Raw genomic sequence first — 14,114 nt, forward strand, 5'->3', positions numbered from 1 at the left:
CTCAACACCCCGTCGTCATTCGCCGTCTTTGTCACCGCCCGTGCCCTTCGCGAGCTCCTGCAGCTGCTGCGTGTTCTGCAGCACCTCGGAGAGCAGGTCCTCGAGCTTGTCGTTGCCGGCGAGCTTGTTGCGCAGGTCGGCGAGCTTCGAGCGCGCCTCGAGCAGGCGGCGCAGCGGCTCGACCTGCTGGACCACGTCATCCGGGCTGAAATCCGACAGCGCGCGGAACTTCAGGTCGACCGCGAACTTGCCGCCGCCTTCGCTCAGGCGGTTTTCCACCTGGAACACGGCGCGCGGCTCGATCGCCTTCATCACGTCGTCGAAGTTGTCACGATCGATATTGACGAACTTGCGGTCGCGCAGCTTCGGCTGCTCGATTTCCGACTGGCCCGCCAGATCGCCGACCACCCCGACGACGAACGGCAGCTCCTTCACCTCGATCGCGTCGCCCTTCTCGACCTCGTAGGTCAGCTGGACGCGCGGCGGCCGTATTTTCTGCAGGCGCTTCTGAATGCTCTCGTTCTTGGCCATCGACGGCTCCCAGGTTAGTTGTGGTTATCGCGTCAGTTGCGTGCTGTTGCGCTCAGTTGCGCAGCGCGCTGAACGGATCGGCGCCGCCCTTCTGCGCGGCGGCGGCCTGCGGCGGAGCCGACTGCGCCGGCGCTGCAGCCTCGGCGGCCGGCGCCGCGCCGGCCTTCGGACGATGAATGATGCGGCGCGACGTGCGCGGCTTCGCGACGCGTTGCTCCGGCGGGAACAGCGAGGACTCGCCGAGCGTGTCGCGCAGCTGCTTCGCGAGCTGCTGCGCATCCGACTTCGCGTCGCCCGCGAGCGACGAATCCTGGCGCAGCTCGCCGAGCGATTGCGTCGCGATCCGCAGGCCGGCAACGGCCAGCACGCTCTTCGCCTGGCGGTCGGTCTTGTCGCGCTCCAGCGCTTCCTGCGCGGCGACGATCGCCTGGCCGTAATGGTTTTGCGCGAACTGGATCTGCGCGATGCGCGACCACGGCTCCTCGCGCGTCGGGTCCGCCTTCGCCAGCGCCTGGTACAGGCCCAGCGCGCGCTCCTGGTCGCCTGACTTCGCCACGGCGTCCGCGTCGGCCAGCGACTTGTTGAACACCTCGGCGCTCGGCGGCGTGGGCGTGCTTGCGCAACCGGCGATCACGCCGCAAGCCACCACGACCCCAGAAAGTTTTGCGAAGAGACGGTCTTTCATCGTTATATCCACCGGCGCGTGAGTTTTAAATCGTTGAGAATCTGGTTCTTTTGCTTTGCGAGAAGCGCGCGGGTATAGTACCGATCAATTTTTCATAATTCAATCGCCGCGTGCAGAGTAACTCGTTTTAAAACCGCGCGTACCACCTCGCATGACGCCGCGCGTCAGAGTGGGAAGCATTCGCCCGGATCGGGCGCGCAAGTTTTACTCATTCCGCGGCACGCGACCCGGAATGCGGAAAAATTTGCCGGGCGATCGCAGTGACGGATGCGCGCCTTGCTTAATAGCTGAACGATGAAATTCCGCCATTCCGACGGGTGCGGCAACGGCTGGTAGTTTTGACAGGGAGTAAAAGGCGGCAAGCCGGAAACAAACGATGAAATCGCTCATGATTCGCTACGCGCTGCCGCTGGCCGCCTGCGCGCTTCTGGCCGGATGCGCGGCCGCCCCGCTCATCGGCTCGGCCGCGAGCGCCGTGATGCAGGCCGCCGGCGTCGGCAAGCCCGACCTGCCCGATTCGCAGAAGCCGCCGCGCAACGTCGGCATCACGCTCGCCGCGGCCTCGAACCTGAACGCCGCGAACGACAACAAGCCGCTCGCGCTCGTCGTGCGCCTCTATGCGCTGAAGGACCCGACCTCGTTCCAGCAGGCGCCGTTCGACAGTTTTACCGATCCGAACAAGGAAAAGGCCGCATTGGGCGCCGACCTGCTGAACGTGCGCGAAATCACGCTGATCCCGGGCCAGCGCTATACGGCGACCGAAAAGGTGTCGCGCGAAGCGCAGGCGTTCGGCATCGTCGCGCTGTTCCGCGACCCGGCGCTGCAGCGCTGGAAATTGACATTCGATCCGGCGAAGTCGGAGAAATCCGGCATAATCATCGGCCTGCATAATTGCGCGATGACCGTCACCGGCGGCGCCGTCATCGCGCCGCAACAAGGCGCGCCTTCGCAACCGCTCAATTTGCTTTCGTCGGTCCGCTGCGGTTAAGCATGACGCATGAATGTCAATTAACAAGAGTTAACAAATTGGCGATTTAATTCGGGCGCGACCAATCGATTACTTCGCATCACGACATTAACCGGGTTTGACATGAGTTATTCGGCCAAGGTGCTATGGGGAGAGGGGCTGTTCCTCCGGCCTCAACACTTCCAGCGACAGGATGCGTACCATGAGGCGCGCCTGTTCGAATCCATCCAGGCGATCCAGCCGTACAACTGGGGCGTGCGCACGGTGCGCTTCGACCGCGACGCGCTCGGCAGCAACGTGCTGCGCCTCGCCGAGCTGTCGCTCGTGTTCCCGGACGGCGCGCTGTACGCGGCGCCGCAGGCGGACGACCTGCCGCCGCCGGTCGCGCTCGACACGCTGCCGGAGGGCATCAACGAGTTCGTGTTCTACCTCGCGCTGCACCCGCTGCGCGAGAACGGCGCGAACTACAACGACGATCCGGCGACCGGCTTCACGACGCGCTTCGTCAGCGAACAGACGAGCGTCGCCGACAACTTCACCGACGCGGCCGAGGCCGACGTCACGTTCCTGAAGACGCAGGTCAAGCTGATCGCGCACAGCGAGCCGCGCGACCAGCTGCTGTCGGTGCCGCTCGTGCGCGTGCGCCGCACCGCGACGTCCGGCTTCGAGATCGACGACAGCTTCGTGCCGCCGTGCCTCGCGATCGAGGCGTCGCCGATCCTGCACCAGCGGCTGCGCCAGCTGATCGACGCGCTGCAGGCGAAGGTGAACGCGCTGTACGGCTTTCACCGCGAGCCGTCGAAGAACATCATCGAATTCCGCTCGGGCGACATCGCGTCGTTCTGGCTGCTGCACACCGCGAACGCCGCGTTCGCGACGCTCGCGCACCTGCACCAGCATGCCGCGCTGCATCCGGAGCGGCTGTTCCAGGAGCTGCTGCGCCTAGCCGGCCAGCTGATGACGTTCTCGAAGGGCTACACGCTCGCCGACCTGCCCGCGTACCGCCACGACGATCCGGGCCCGGGCTTCGCGCGTCTCGACCTGATTCTGCGCGAGCTCCTCGACACCGTGATCTCGACGCGCTACTTCGCGATCACGCTCGACGAAGTGCGCCCGTCGTTCCATCTCGGCCGGCTCGATTCCGGCAAGATCGACGAGAAGACCGCGTTCTACCTCGCGGTGTCCGCGGACCTGCCGAGCGTCGAGCTCGTCGAGGCCGTGCCGGCCCGCTTCAAGGTCGGCGCGCCCGACGACGTCGACAAGCTCGTGCTGTCGGCGATGCCCGGCGTGCGCCTCGCGTACACGCCGCAGGTGCCGCCCGCGATTCCGGTGCGCCCGGGCGCGTGCTACTTCGCGCTCGATTCGCGCGGCGCGCTGTACGAGCGCATGCTGCAGGCCCAGTCCGCGATGATCTACGCGCCGACTGGCATCAATGACCTGAAGTTCGAACTGATCGCGGTCACATCATGAGCTACGCGCCTTCCCTGTTCGGCGACAACGCGCCGCCCCCCATCACCCCGGCATCGACCGATTCCGCGTTCCAGGCGCGCTCGCTGCTCGACCTGCTGTACGACGGCTTCTACATGCTGTTCCTGCTCAAGAACGGCCGCGAGCCGGAGAGCGCGAGCGAGTTCAGCACGCGCATCCAGGAATTCCTCGCCGACTACGAGCGCGGCGCGAAGAAGCTGAACATCTCGGCCGAGGACGTGTACAGCGCGAAGTTCGCGTTCTGCGCGGCGGTCGACGAGACGGTGCTGTCGTCGCAGTACAAGATCCGCCCGGACTGGGAGCGCCGGCCGCTGCAGCTCGCGCTGTTCGGCGAGCAGCTCGCGGGCGAGAAGTTCTTCCAGCATCTCGAGGATTGCCGCGCGAAGGGCGCGGCGCGGCTGCAGTCGCTCGAGGTGTTCCACATGTGCCTGCTGCTCGGCTTCCAGGGCAAGTACCTGCTCGAAGGGCCGGAGAAGCTCGCTTACCTGACCGCGCGCATCGGCGACGAGATCGCGCACATGAAGGGCAAGCGCGCGCCGTTCGCGCCGCACTGGACGCTGCCGGACCAGATCGCGCACCGGCTGAAGCGCGAAGTGCCGGTGTGGGCGATCGGCGCGGTGTTCGGGCTCGTCGCGCTGCTCGCGTATCTCGGGCTCAATACGTATCTGAAGGACAAGACGCTGCAGGCGCTCGCGCCGTATTCGCAGGTCATCAAGGTCGGGCCGGAATCGGCGAATTTGACGATTTCGCTGCCTTGAGCTTGCGGTGAGCGGACGTTGTCGCGTTGGAGGGAAGGACCGCTTGGCGGTCCTTTTTTGCTGTGGCGTGGGGCGTGGCGTGGCGGGCGCGTTCAGAGAAGAATGAACGCGTCGTTCTCCACGTAGAAGACGAATGCGTCGAGCAGTTGCGAGAGACTCGGATCGTCGACCTGCTCGTGCGCGTTGATCACGATGTCCTCGATCGTCGCGCTGTTCAAGGTCACGCGCCAACCTTCTAGTGGAGCGGTGGCGGGTGGCGTCGCGCCTTCGGCGTGAGCGGTGCCTTCGGCGAACTCGCCCTCCGTATCGAGCGTCCACGGCATCTGCGGCAAGCAGAGCCACCCGTGGAAATCGCCAGGGTGTTCAAGAATGTGCTTCAGCGACACGGTGGTCGCGGTGATCGTTGACATGGATGTTGCGGTGGTGACGGGAGTCGAATCGATGCGTTGGGCGATCGGGAAGGGGCGCGTAGGGGCTGCGGGGTAGCCGCTTGCGGCGGTGAGGGGGGATTATGCCAATTTCGTGTGCGGCGCGTGGGTTCGGGGGAGAGTGTCGGGCGGTTGGCCGGTGGAGCGGTCCGCTGCGCGAAATCGTACGCGGGACAGCGTGTGATTCGATCGATTGCGGAGCTGCCGTGGAATCCGAACCTGTCCGCATTTTTGTGGGCGAGGCGGTTGAACAGCACGTTATCCGCGCGCCTGCGTGAATCGCTCGCCAAACAGGATAGCAAACTGATTCATTGCTGATTTCCAGTCGAAGGCGGCCCGCACGGTCTTGGCCAGCACGTTGCGCAGCGCCAGCCAGAGCAGCTTGATCGCGGCCTCGTCATTCGGGAAGTGACCACGAGTCTTGATGATCTTGCGCAATTGCATGTTCAGACTTTCAATGGCGTTCGTAACCGGCATGATATAGCCGGTGCCTCGCGTTCCCGCGCCGAGCGGTTTGAGCGTATGGTGTGACCATCCGGGACATGGGGCACTGGGGAGCACTTCGGGTGGGCAGGCCGTTCCTATACGATGAGCCGCGAGCTCGTGTTAGTAGTTGGCCGCCCCTGCGACCCGCCCGGTTGCGCTGCGAGCGCGAATCCGTAGTTGTCGTGCTGTCCCACCGGCTCCCAACAGTGATCTGAAACGGGAGACGGTTATGCGAATCGTAGGGTTAGATGTGTCGCGCTCCGTGGCCGAGATCGCGTACCTGGAGGATGGCACGCTGCATGCAGGCGGCCGCACCGGGTTGCGACGCGATGAACTGGAGCGCTTTGCGGCAAAGCTGCGTGCCACCGATCATGTGGTACTCGAAGCGACCGGCAATACCACTGCCATCGTCAACGTCTTGCGCGCGCATGTCGCGCGTGTGGCGATTGCCAATCCGCTGCAAGTTAGGCTGATCGCGGAGGCTCGCGTCAAGACGGACAAGATCGATGCAGCCGTGCTGGCACAGCTGTATGCGAGCGGTTTTCTGCCGGAAGTATGGATGCCGGACGAGCACACGCTGGCGTTGCGTCGACAGATCGCGCGCCGCTCACAGCTGGTGCGGCAACGTACACGGCTGAAGAACGAGATTCACGCAGTCCTGATTGCACACCTGATCGAGCGGTGTCCCGCCACCGATCTTTTTGGCAAGAAGGGGCGTGCGTGGCTCGGTGTTCAACCGCTGCCACTGGATGAACGACTGGGTGTTGAGCAGCGACTGCGCGAACTGGACCGCCTCGGCGACGATCTGCGCGAGGTGGAGCAAGCGCTCGCGCAAGCGACCATCGACGATGCGCGATTGCGCGTGATGCTAACGATCACTGGCGTGAACACCACAGTGGCGATCGGACTGCTATCGGCCATCGGCGACATCGCGCGGTTTCCGAATCCGGAGAAGTTGGTGAGCTACTTCGGTCTCAATCCATCAGTCTATCAATCCGGTCCGGCACCGGCCAGGCATGGTCACATCACCAAGCGCGGGCGCTCTTATGCTCGGGCGATGCTGGTCGAAGCCGCTTGGGGTGCAACGCAAGCGCCCGGGCCGCTGCGCGCCTTCTTCCTGCGCGTGCGCGATCGCCGCGGCCAGCAAATTGCCGCCGTCGCGACTGCTCGCAAACTCGCAGTAATCGTATGGTATGTGCTGACACGCGGTGAACCGTTCGCGTGGGATCGCCCGGCGTTGACTGCGCACAAACTGCGTGCGCTGGAACTGCAGGCTGGAATGCCGGCGCAGCATGGCCCGCGCAAAGGTTCGGCTGCGGCCTACAGTCTGAAGAGTGTGCGTCAGCAAGAGCGAGCCGTGGCCGAGCAGTCTGAGCGAACCTATCAGAGACTGTTTAACCGGTGGAAACAGTCGCGCCCCAAATCAGACAGCGCGCCGATACGGTGGCCGCAGGCGCGAACATAGCGAACGAGCGAAGCGCGGTGCGGGACTTGTGCATTTCATCCGTTGTGTAGACAACTCGTCGAATCTCCGGCGGAAACACGAAGAACGGTATGACGTGCTCCCATGCACGCTGCCACGACTGCACGATGGTCGGGTACTTCGCGCCCCAAGGGCCGTCAGCGAAGTCTTGCAGTGCCTGCCTTGCCGCCTCCTCGCTGGCGGCCGCGTAGATCGGGCGCAGCGCTGCGGCGAGCGCCTTACGGTCCTTGTAGCTGGCGTATTCGAGACTGTTGCGGATCAGATGCACGATGCAGGTCTGAACGGTCGTGCGGGGATAGGCTGCGCTGATGGCCTCGGCCAGCCCCTTCAGGCCATCGACCACGGCGATCAGGATGTCCTGACAGCCACGCGTCTTGAGTTCGTTGAACACCTTGAGCCAGAACTTGGCGCCCTCGGTCTGCTCGATCCAGAGGCCCAGCACGTCGCGCTGGCCGTCGGCCTGGATGCCCAGCGCCAGATACACGGCCTTGTTGCTGGCCACGCCGTCGCGGATCTTGACCCGCAGCGCGTCGAAGAACACCACCGGATACATCGCCTCGAGCGGGCGGCTCTGCCAGGTCAGCGCATCGGCCATGACCTCGTCGGTGACTGAGTTGATGAAGTCGGGCGAGACCTCGGTGCCGTAGCTCTCGGCCAGAAAGGCTTGAATCTCGCGCACGCTCATGCCGCGCGCGTACATCGCGATGATGCGCTCGTCGAAGCCGGTGAAGCGGCGCTCGTGCTTGGGAATCAGGATCGGCTCGAAGCTGCCATCGCGGTCACGAGGCACCTCGACCCGGACCGGGCCGCGATCGGTGATGACGGTCTTGCCGCTCGCGCCGTTGCGTTCGTTGGCCTGGCCGGGCGGCTTGGACTGGCCCGGCTGATAGCCCAGATGCAGATTCATCTCGGCGCCCATTGCGCGTTCGATGAGCGCCTTGTTGAACGCCAGCATCAGGTCCTGCACCTCGGCCGGCGTCATCGGCCCCTTGACCAGTTGGTCCAGCAGTTCCTTGGGCAGTTCAGGCCGCGGCCCGCGGGCCGCTGCCTGACGCGCTACAGTTTGCCTTTTCTTCTTCATTGGCATATCCATGACTTTTACACCTCATGATATGCCCCGCCCACGAAATCACGGATAGGTCCCCATGGAGAGGTGTCTGATGCCGAAGCAACGTCGTTCGTTTTCCCCCGAGTTCAAACAGCAAGCAGCCAATCAGTTGACCACTACAGATCGGGTCCTTGCTGACGAACCGGCCGCTGTTGGGATCATAGTACCTGTGCCGGTTATAGTGCAGCCAGTTTCGGTACCGTGCCGAATTCGCAGACGTGTGACATCATCCGTTTGACCAGTCGATGTAGGCGTCGTTGTCGTAGTAGTAGACGAAGGCGCTTACCAAGTCCGACACAGTCGCGCCTTGCCGCTGTGCTCTAGCATTTTCGACGACGCTTTTGATCACTTGAATTCCAAGTGCGTAGTGCAATCCGTGATCGACGGCGAATCTCGGCCTGTCGGGATCTGGCTCATTGTCGAAATCGTCTGGATTGAGCACTGCGCAAGGCGTGCCTTCATTCCAGTCGACTCCGTGTGGCATGTATAGCGCGAAGTCCCAAGGTTGCCTGTCGATGCCGTCAAGCACGTCTCGAAGGGTCGTGATCTTGTTCATTAGCGAGCGCGTCCGCCTCCCCAATTTTGTTTGCCACCTTGGCCGCCCGGATGCAGCACAGCTTGAACAGGGCCAGGCGCCTGATGCTGAGACATCGGGACCAACTGCAGAACCCCCTTACGGCACGGATGATGATGCCACGAGAACCCGGGCGGGGCACTTGATTTGTATCCGCCTCGTGGGCCAGCCGCAACGTGATCCGAAACCCCGGAATAATGTTGATCCATCATTTGCTTGAACTGTGGATCGCTTTGCATTGCTGCATCGAACTGTCGATTTGCTTCCCTGAAATGCGATGGGTCGCTACCCACCTCCTGACCAGGAGCAAGCTGAACCTCATGAAGCACTGAATATTGGCTACTGCTTAAAGGGCGGTTTGAACTATCGCATCCAGACAGCTCACGCGCTAGACCGAGTGCATCTGTCCACAAGATCGGGTTGGGCGCGTACTGATAAACGTTGAAGCCACCGGCCAAGCCGATCGCGTCCTTGCTGACGCTGACAAACCGACCGGTGTTGGGATCATGGGGCCTGTGCCGGTTATAGATCGTTGCCCGTTATGCGGCCGTCGCGGATGGCGGTCAGCCCGGCAACGAGATCGCTTGCCAGTGATTTGACTTCATCCTCAGCTAGCGCTCCGAGCGGCACGACAACGAAACGTTCGTCCCTTCGGAGATCCAGAGCAAAGCAATAATCCCCACCGTCCGTACCGATGCCCACAAAGCCCCGGCCCATGCGTGTCGCGATCGAGTACAAGGCATTGAGTTCGATGACCTGCTCAACGGTCCACATGGACAGATAGAGCTCGCCAACTTCGCCCTCGCCCCCATCCGACCACGCAAGGAAGTCCTTATAGTTCAATGGAAGCAGAACGCCTAGTGTCTTTTCCAAGCCAGCGATTTCTGCGAGGGTGGAGGGGGCACTTCTGTGAAAGTCGACACCCAGCAACGCTGTGAAATCCGTCATTTGATGGCTCCGAGTTTGTCGAAGTACTTGTACGCCTTCTTCAAGGCACGCTTACGGCAATCGTCCGAGATCCCAGCAGCCCGCATATCTTGCGACGAATAGTTGAATTGATCCTGAATGCTTGTAGCCCACGGGTCCTGTCCTGCGGCCGTCATTGCATCACGACGTGCGTTCTGGCTATCGCTGATCGTTTTGTGGATCGGGTTTTGTGGGATGAGAATTGCAGGAGCTTCTCGATAGTTGTACCCCTTGATTTCGTTCGCCTTCGCCCAACGATCCTGAATGATGTGGTGACTCTGATAGGCAGACGGCCGGGGGCTCGGTTGATTACCGTGTGGCTCAACGCCACATGGGCACCCGCATCGCTTCGCGAGACCAAGTGGATCAATCCAGCCCGTCGGGTTATCAGCGTATTGATAGATGTTCGGGCCGCCTTGCAAACCAATCGGATCTTTGCTAACGAACCGGCCAGAATGAGGATCATAGTACCGATACCGGTTGTAATGCAGCCCCGTCTCATCATCCCCCCACTGCCCCTGAAACCGCAGCGCATTCTTCGCCACGATCCCCGCCGCCTTCGACGCCCGCGCAATCACCTCCCGCGCTTCGCCCCACGCCTTGTACGACGCTTCCCACACAACGTCACCGTCGTCATCGGTCAGCAACTGCGGCGTCCCGATCTGGTCGCAGTGGTAGTAAAACACTGCCGCGTCGCCCCGCCGCTCCGGCATTTTCTGTAGCGGATCCTCCTCCGGCACATAGCGATCGGTGCTCTTCCACTGCGGCGTCGCAATGCCCTCCACCGGCTCCGCAACATACTGCGCCAGCGGCACGAACGTCCGCGGCTCGTACAGATAGTGCGTACCGCGCTCGCCGTCGCTCTCGTACGCCAGCCTGTCGCCATCCCACCCGAACGTGGTCCGCTCGCCGTCCACCTCCTTCGCAATACGCCGGCCGAACGCGTCATAGAAATACCGCGCCTCGCTCTGCCGAGACGTCTCCGCAACACGCGCGGACAGCAAGCGATTGAACTCATCCCACTCGTATTGCTGCTCGCCCACCGGCGTCCGCTTGCGCACCAAATTCCCGCGCGCGTCGTACTCGAAGTGCATCCCCGCATACGCCTTCAACAGGTTGCCGAGTACCTTCGGCACCTCGGCCGGCAACGTGCTTTCCGGACGCACCGGGCTCGGACGCGATGCCGGCGTCTCGGCAGTCCGCACCGGATCGATGATGTTGCTCGCCGGATCGAACGCAAACCGCTCCTTCGCCACCGGACTGATCGCCTCGACCAACCGTCCGACCGGATCGTACCGATAGTCGGTCCCGCCCTTGCGGCTGTCCTCGATTCGCGACAGTTGTCCCACCGCGTCATAGCGATACCGCCGCTCGACCAGTGGCGCGGGCGCCGTCGACCGTTGAATCGTCTGCTGCAGCACGCGCCCCGCCGGATCGTAGTGCGTGCGCTGCCCCACCTTGCTCGACAGCACGCGCAACGTCTCCCGATGCAGATCATCCCGCTCGATCTGCACGAGTTCCTTGCCGTCCAGCATCATGCCGTGCACATGCCCGGAGCCGTAAGTCAGCCAGTCCACGACATGCCCGTCCGGCCGCACGCTCCGACGCCGGTTGCCGAGTTCGTCGTAGTCGTGATGCCACACGTAGCTGCGCTGTTCGCCGAACAGGTCGTATGCATGATGCTCACGCACCAGATTGCCGACCGGATCGAAGAAGAACTGCACGCGGCTGTATCGATTCACCGCGTCAATCAACCGGCCGCTGCGGTCATACGCAAACCGCTCTTCGCTGTCCCCCGCGACGCGCTTCAGCAGACGGCCGTTCACATCGACGTCGACGGACGTCACGCAACCCGCTTCGTCCATCGATACGAGGCTGCCGCTGTCTGGATCGTATTGATAGCGCGTCGACTTGCCGTCGAACGCGACTTCCTCGATCAACCTCCCCGCCGGATCGTAGTGGAACTGGTACGTCGCGAAGTTCGCATCGGTGAGCGCCGTCAAACGTCCCAGGCGGTCGTAGCGGTAAGCGATCGTCTGCCCGAGCGCATCCGCGCGGCTCGCGATGCGGCCCACCGCGTCGTAGCCATAGCGCGTCGACCGATTGAGCTGATCGGTATGCGCGAGCAATCGGCCTTCGGCGTCGTACTGCACGTGCTCGACACCGGCCGGTGAGCGAATCTCGCTCAATTGGCCGCTCGCGCCGTATGCATAAGCGATCACGCCGCCGGATGCGTCCTTCGTCTCGATCACGCGGCCGATATCGTCGTACCGCCACTCCGTCTTCTTGCCGGAGCAATCCGTGTAGCTCGTGACCTGCCCGGCATCGTTGTACTCGAGCGCCTTCGAGCCGCCCTTCGCATCGGTGATCTGCGTCGGCAACCCCTTGTCGTTGTACGCGTACTTCGTCGAGCGCTCGAGCGGATCGATCTCTTCGACGAGATTGCCCGCATCGTCGTACTTGCGTTGCCACACGTGCCCGTTCGGATCGACGAGCCGGATCATCTGGTCCTTGTCGTCGTAGGCCATTTCGACGACGCTGCCGTCCGCGCGTTCGTGCTCGACAAGATTGCCGCGCGCGTCATACTCGCGCCGCTCGACGCTGCCGTCCTGACGGATATGCATCACCAGATTGTGATGCGCGTCACGCCGGAACCACTCCTGGTTGCCGTCCGGATAGACGATCCGGTACACGTAGCCATGAATGTTGAAGTAGTAGCGCGTCATATGACCGAGCGCGTCGGTCACGTAGGTGAGGCGGATATTCGGGTTCCACGCGAGACGCAGATCGAGGCTGCCGTCATCGGCATATTCGCGGATGCATTTCGCGTTCGCGTTGTCGTCGGCATCCGCGCCATCCCATTCGAGCGTCATCCCGCGGCCGGTGCGGTCGGTGTAGCGCGTCACGAGGTGACGGTGATACCGATACGTCCGCGCATTGCCATGACGATCGACCGCGCGCACGAGGTCGCCCGCGGTGTCGTACTCGTAGCTCGCCAGCGTCCGGCGTGCACCGTCCTTCAGCACATGCTCGATCCGTACGATCCGGCCATGTCGGTCGTGCTCGAATGCGAGCACGTTGCCGCTCGCGTCGATCAGCCGCGCAAGGCGGTCGAGCGCGTCGTAGTCGAGCGTGATCGTGTTGCCGGCGCGATCTTTCTGCATCGCCAGCCGGAACGCGTCGCCACGACGCTCGTACGCATGCAGCGCGTCATGGCCATAGGCGATCGTCACCCAGGTGTCGTCGAGTCGCGACAGCGTCAGGTTTTCCGACAGATCGTCGTGCACTGCGCCGGCCGCCAGCGCCGGATACTCGATGCTGCGTCCTTCCGCATCGCGATAGATCCACTGACCGTCCGCGATGTCGATCCGCGTCGTATAGGGCGTGATCCATCGCGCACCGAGCTCGCCGTCGTCATACGCGGAAAGCCGCGAACGGTACGTACGCTCCCACACGAGCGGCAGCGCGCCCGGCAGATCGAAATCCACGTGCGAGAAGGTTTCGTCGCCGAACGCGAAATCGATCGAAGCCGGCGACGCGCCGATGCCGCACGCCTTGCACGCGCTCTTGCCCGGACCTTCGGCCGGCGCTTGGCCGCTGGTCTTCTCGAGACCTTCCTGCCCGCGCGTCTTCTTTGCCTGGCTCGTCCCGGCAGCCTTGACGTCGGCCGTCTGCTCATGGAGCTTCGCGCGTGCCTTGACGCGCCCGACGGCCTCGATCAGCTGCAACACCAGCCACATCATCTTGCCTTCTTCGCTGCCGGCAAGCGAACGGATCGACGTCGCGATCTTCGGCGCCTCGGTCCGCAGGAACGTCACCGCGCCGCGAAACGGCTCGAGCCACGCGTCGGGCGCGAGCTTCGCCATCGTCCCGGCCGTCTTGTTGACGACCTGCTTGCCGAGCGCCTTGGTGCCTTCGTATGCGAACTGGATGCCATCGCCGACCCGGCTCGGGCTGTACCACGGCCGGTCGTCGGCCATCTTGGTGGCGAGCTGCTGCTGGCGCTTCAGGTTCGCGTTGGCGTCGAGCAGTTGCCCGTGCAGCGCGCGGTCCATGCCCGTCGCCAGCGCGAGCATGAGCTCCTCGGATTTCGATGCGCAGCCGTCCAGCAGTTCGACGAGGCCCGCCTTCAGCTTGTTGAGGAAATCCTCGATCTCGGTCGCGCACGTCGCGTTGACGTGCGTGACCAGCACGGAGATGATCGCCGCGCCGAGATTGCTGCGCGTGGCCAGCAACTCGTGACGCACGAGCGCGAGCAACGGGCGCGCCGACATCCGGAACGGCGCGAGCGTCGGCGGAATCGGAATGATGCCGAGCAGGTTGATCGCGAGGCTCATGTAGTCGAGCACCTGCCCGCCGCGCTTCTCGACGATCTCGGCGATGTCGCCGAGCGCATCGACCATCGCCATGATGTTGCCGACGATCGGCACCGCGCCGGCAAACGTCTTCACGTCCTCGAACGTGATGTGATTGCCGCTGATGCGGCGCAGCCATGCGTCGAAGCGGTTGCCGACCGCCGCGACGTCCTTCGCCGAAACGTCACTGAGCCAGGTGACGGCTTCTTCCTTCTCGGCGCCGGGTGGAAGTTGTTGTGCCATGTCGTGGTTCGTTCAATTCGTTTTCTCAAGACGGCTGACGCG

At 63.3% G+C, this 14,114-nt stretch carries 10 protein-coding genes and 4 pseudogenes; 4 read left to right on the forward strand and 10 right to left on the reverse strand.

The annotated features are described in order from the left end of the window. Positions 1-15: 15 nt before the first annotated feature. Both tssB and WJ35_RS09415 read right to left on the reverse strand, forming a co-directional pair. Entirely contained in the window at positions 16-531 is a 516-nt protein-coding gene (gene tssB, locus WJ35_RS09410) for a type VI secretion system contractile sheath small subunit (protein ID WP_060232690.1), read from the reverse strand. Positions 532-583: 52 nt separating this feature from the next. Then, positions 584-1,216, reverse strand: a complete 633-nt coding sequence (locus tag WJ35_RS09415) for a tetratricopeptide repeat protein (protein ID WP_069239072.1) — start codon at positions 1,214-1,216, stop codon at positions 584-586. A gap of 388 nt (positions 1,217-1,604) precedes the next feature. Between WJ35_RS09415 and tssJ the strand changes: the two genes are divergently transcribed. The 3 genes from tssJ to WJ35_RS09430 all read left to right on the forward strand — a co-directional run bounded on the left by tssJ (position 1,605) and on the right by WJ35_RS09430 (position 4,429). Then, positions 1,605-2,204 carry a type VI secretion system lipoprotein TssJ gene (gene tssJ / locus WJ35_RS09420; protein ID WP_029227080.1) on the forward strand — a complete coding sequence of 200 codons (600 nt, stop codon included), beginning with the start codon at positions 1,605-1,607 and terminating at the stop codon, positions 2,202-2,204. Between the two features lie 102 nt (positions 2,205-2,306). Continuing rightward, the gene (gene tssK, locus WJ35_RS09425) at positions 2,307-3,653 is read left to right on the forward strand and encodes a type VI secretion system baseplate subunit TssK (protein WP_010099665.1); all 1,347 of its coding nucleotides are present in this window, start codon (positions 2,307-2,309) and stop codon (positions 3,651-3,653) included. Next, positions 3,650-4,429 carry a DotU family type IV/VI secretion system protein gene (locus WJ35_RS09430; protein ID WP_069239073.1) on the forward strand — a complete coding sequence of 260 codons (780 nt, stop codon included), beginning with the start codon at positions 3,650-3,652 and terminating at the stop codon, positions 4,427-4,429. Before tssK ends, WJ35_RS09430 begins: the two co-directional genes overlap by 4 nt. Before the next feature lie 92 nt (positions 4,430-4,521). Here WJ35_RS09430 and WJ35_RS09435 read toward each other — a convergent pair whose 3' ends face one another. After that, positions 4,522-4,839, reverse strand: a complete 318-nt coding sequence (locus tag WJ35_RS09435) for a DUF7716 domain-containing protein (RefSeq protein WP_069239074.1) — start codon at positions 4,837-4,839, stop codon at positions 4,522-4,524. A gap of 276 nt (positions 4,840-5,115) precedes the next feature. After that, a pseudogene (locus WJ35_RS09440) lies at positions 5,116-5,337 on the reverse strand (transposase); the annotation flags it as partial. A 235-nt stretch (positions 5,338-5,572) separates the two neighbouring features. Here WJ35_RS09440 and WJ35_RS29825 point away from each other — a divergent pair. Then, the gene (locus WJ35_RS29825; RefSeq protein WP_059606722.1) at positions 5,573-6,808 is read left to right on the forward strand and encodes an IS110 family transposase; all 1,236 of its coding nucleotides are present in this window, start codon (positions 5,573-5,575) and stop codon (positions 6,806-6,808) included. A gap of 7 nt (positions 6,809-6,815) precedes the next feature. Here WJ35_RS29825 and WJ35_RS09460 read toward each other — a convergent pair. The 6 genes and pseudogenes from WJ35_RS09460 to WJ35_RS09475 all read right to left on the reverse strand — a co-directional run. Further along, a pseudogene (locus tag WJ35_RS09460) lies at positions 6,816-7,913 on the reverse strand (IS256 family transposase); the annotation flags it as partial. Positions 7,914-8,055: 142 nt separating this feature from the next. Beyond that, positions 8,056-8,121: pseudogene (locus tag WJ35_RS32720) on the reverse strand (RHS repeat-associated core domain-containing protein); the annotation flags it as partial. Positions 8,122-8,160: 39 nt separating this feature from the next. Then, a complete protein-coding gene (locus tag WJ35_RS09465) occupies positions 8,161-8,490 on the reverse strand; it encodes a DUF7716 domain-containing protein (RefSeq protein WP_011883097.1) in 330 nt (109 codons plus the stop codon). After that, positions 8,490-9,035: pseudogene (locus tag WJ35_RS31120) on the reverse strand (RHS repeat-associated core domain-containing protein); the annotation flags it as partial. The gene WJ35_RS09465 and the pseudogene WJ35_RS31120, both read right to left, overlap by 1 nt. After that, positions 9,031-9,456 carry an SMI1/KNR4 family protein gene (locus WJ35_RS09470; RefSeq protein WP_059460809.1) on the reverse strand — a complete coding sequence of 142 codons (426 nt, stop codon included), beginning with the start codon at positions 9,454-9,456 and terminating at the stop codon, positions 9,031-9,033. The gene WJ35_RS09470 and the pseudogene WJ35_RS31120, both read right to left, overlap by 5 nt. Next, complete coding sequence (locus tag WJ35_RS09475; RefSeq protein ID WP_080484274.1) at positions 9,453-14,072, reverse strand: RHS repeat-associated core domain-containing protein; 4,620 nt, start codon at positions 14,070-14,072, stop codon at positions 9,453-9,455. Before WJ35_RS09475 ends, WJ35_RS09470 begins: the two co-directional genes overlap by 4 nt. Positions 14,073-14,114: the final 42 nt, after the last annotated feature.

Source organism: Burkholderia ubonensis, from assembly GCF_001718695.1.
Classification (GTDB): Bacteria; Pseudomonadota; Gammaproteobacteria; order Burkholderiales; family Burkholderiaceae; genus Burkholderia; species Burkholderia ubonensis_B.

What these genes read in the sequence shown, in the direction of transcription:
- WJ35_RS09465 (WP_011883097.1), bottom strand. Translation starts at nt 8,490, where the DNA reads ATGAACAAGATCACGACCCTTCGAGACGTGCTTGACGGCATCGACAGG.
- tssK (WP_010099665.1), top strand. Translation starts at nt 2,307, where the DNA reads ATGAGTTATTCGGCCAAGGTGCTATGGGGAGAGGGGCTGTTCCTCCGG.
- tssJ (WP_029227080.1), top strand. Translation starts at nt 1,605, where the DNA reads ATGATTCGCTACGCGCTGCCGCTGGCCGCCTGCGCGCTTCTGGCCGGA.
- WJ35_RS09430 (WP_069239073.1), top strand. Translation starts at nt 3,650, where the DNA reads ATGAGCTACGCGCCTTCCCTGTTCGGCGACAACGCGCCGCCCCCCATC.
- WJ35_RS09415 (WP_069239072.1), bottom strand. Translation starts at nt 1,216, where the DNA reads ATGAAAGACCGTCTCTTCGCAAAACTTTCTGGGGTCGTGGTGGCTTGC.
- WJ35_RS09435 (WP_069239074.1), bottom strand. Translation starts at nt 4,839, where the DNA reads ATGTCAACGATCACCGCGACCACCGTGTCGCTGAAGCACATTCTTGAA.
- WJ35_RS09475 (WP_080484274.1), bottom strand. Translation starts at nt 14,072, where the DNA reads ATGGCACAACAACTTCCACCCGGCGCCGAGAAGGAAGAAGCCGTCACC.
- tssB (WP_060232690.1), bottom strand. Translation starts at nt 531, where the DNA reads ATGGCCAAGAACGAGAGCATTCAGAAGCGCCTGCAGAAAATACGGCCG.
- WJ35_RS09470 (WP_059460809.1), bottom strand. Translation starts at nt 9,456, where the DNA reads ATGACGGATTTCACAGCGTTGCTGGGTGTCGACTTTCACAGAAGTGCC.
- WJ35_RS29825 (WP_059606722.1), top strand. Translation starts at nt 5,573, where the DNA reads ATGCGAATCGTAGGGTTAGATGTGTCGCGCTCCGTGGCCGAGATCGCG.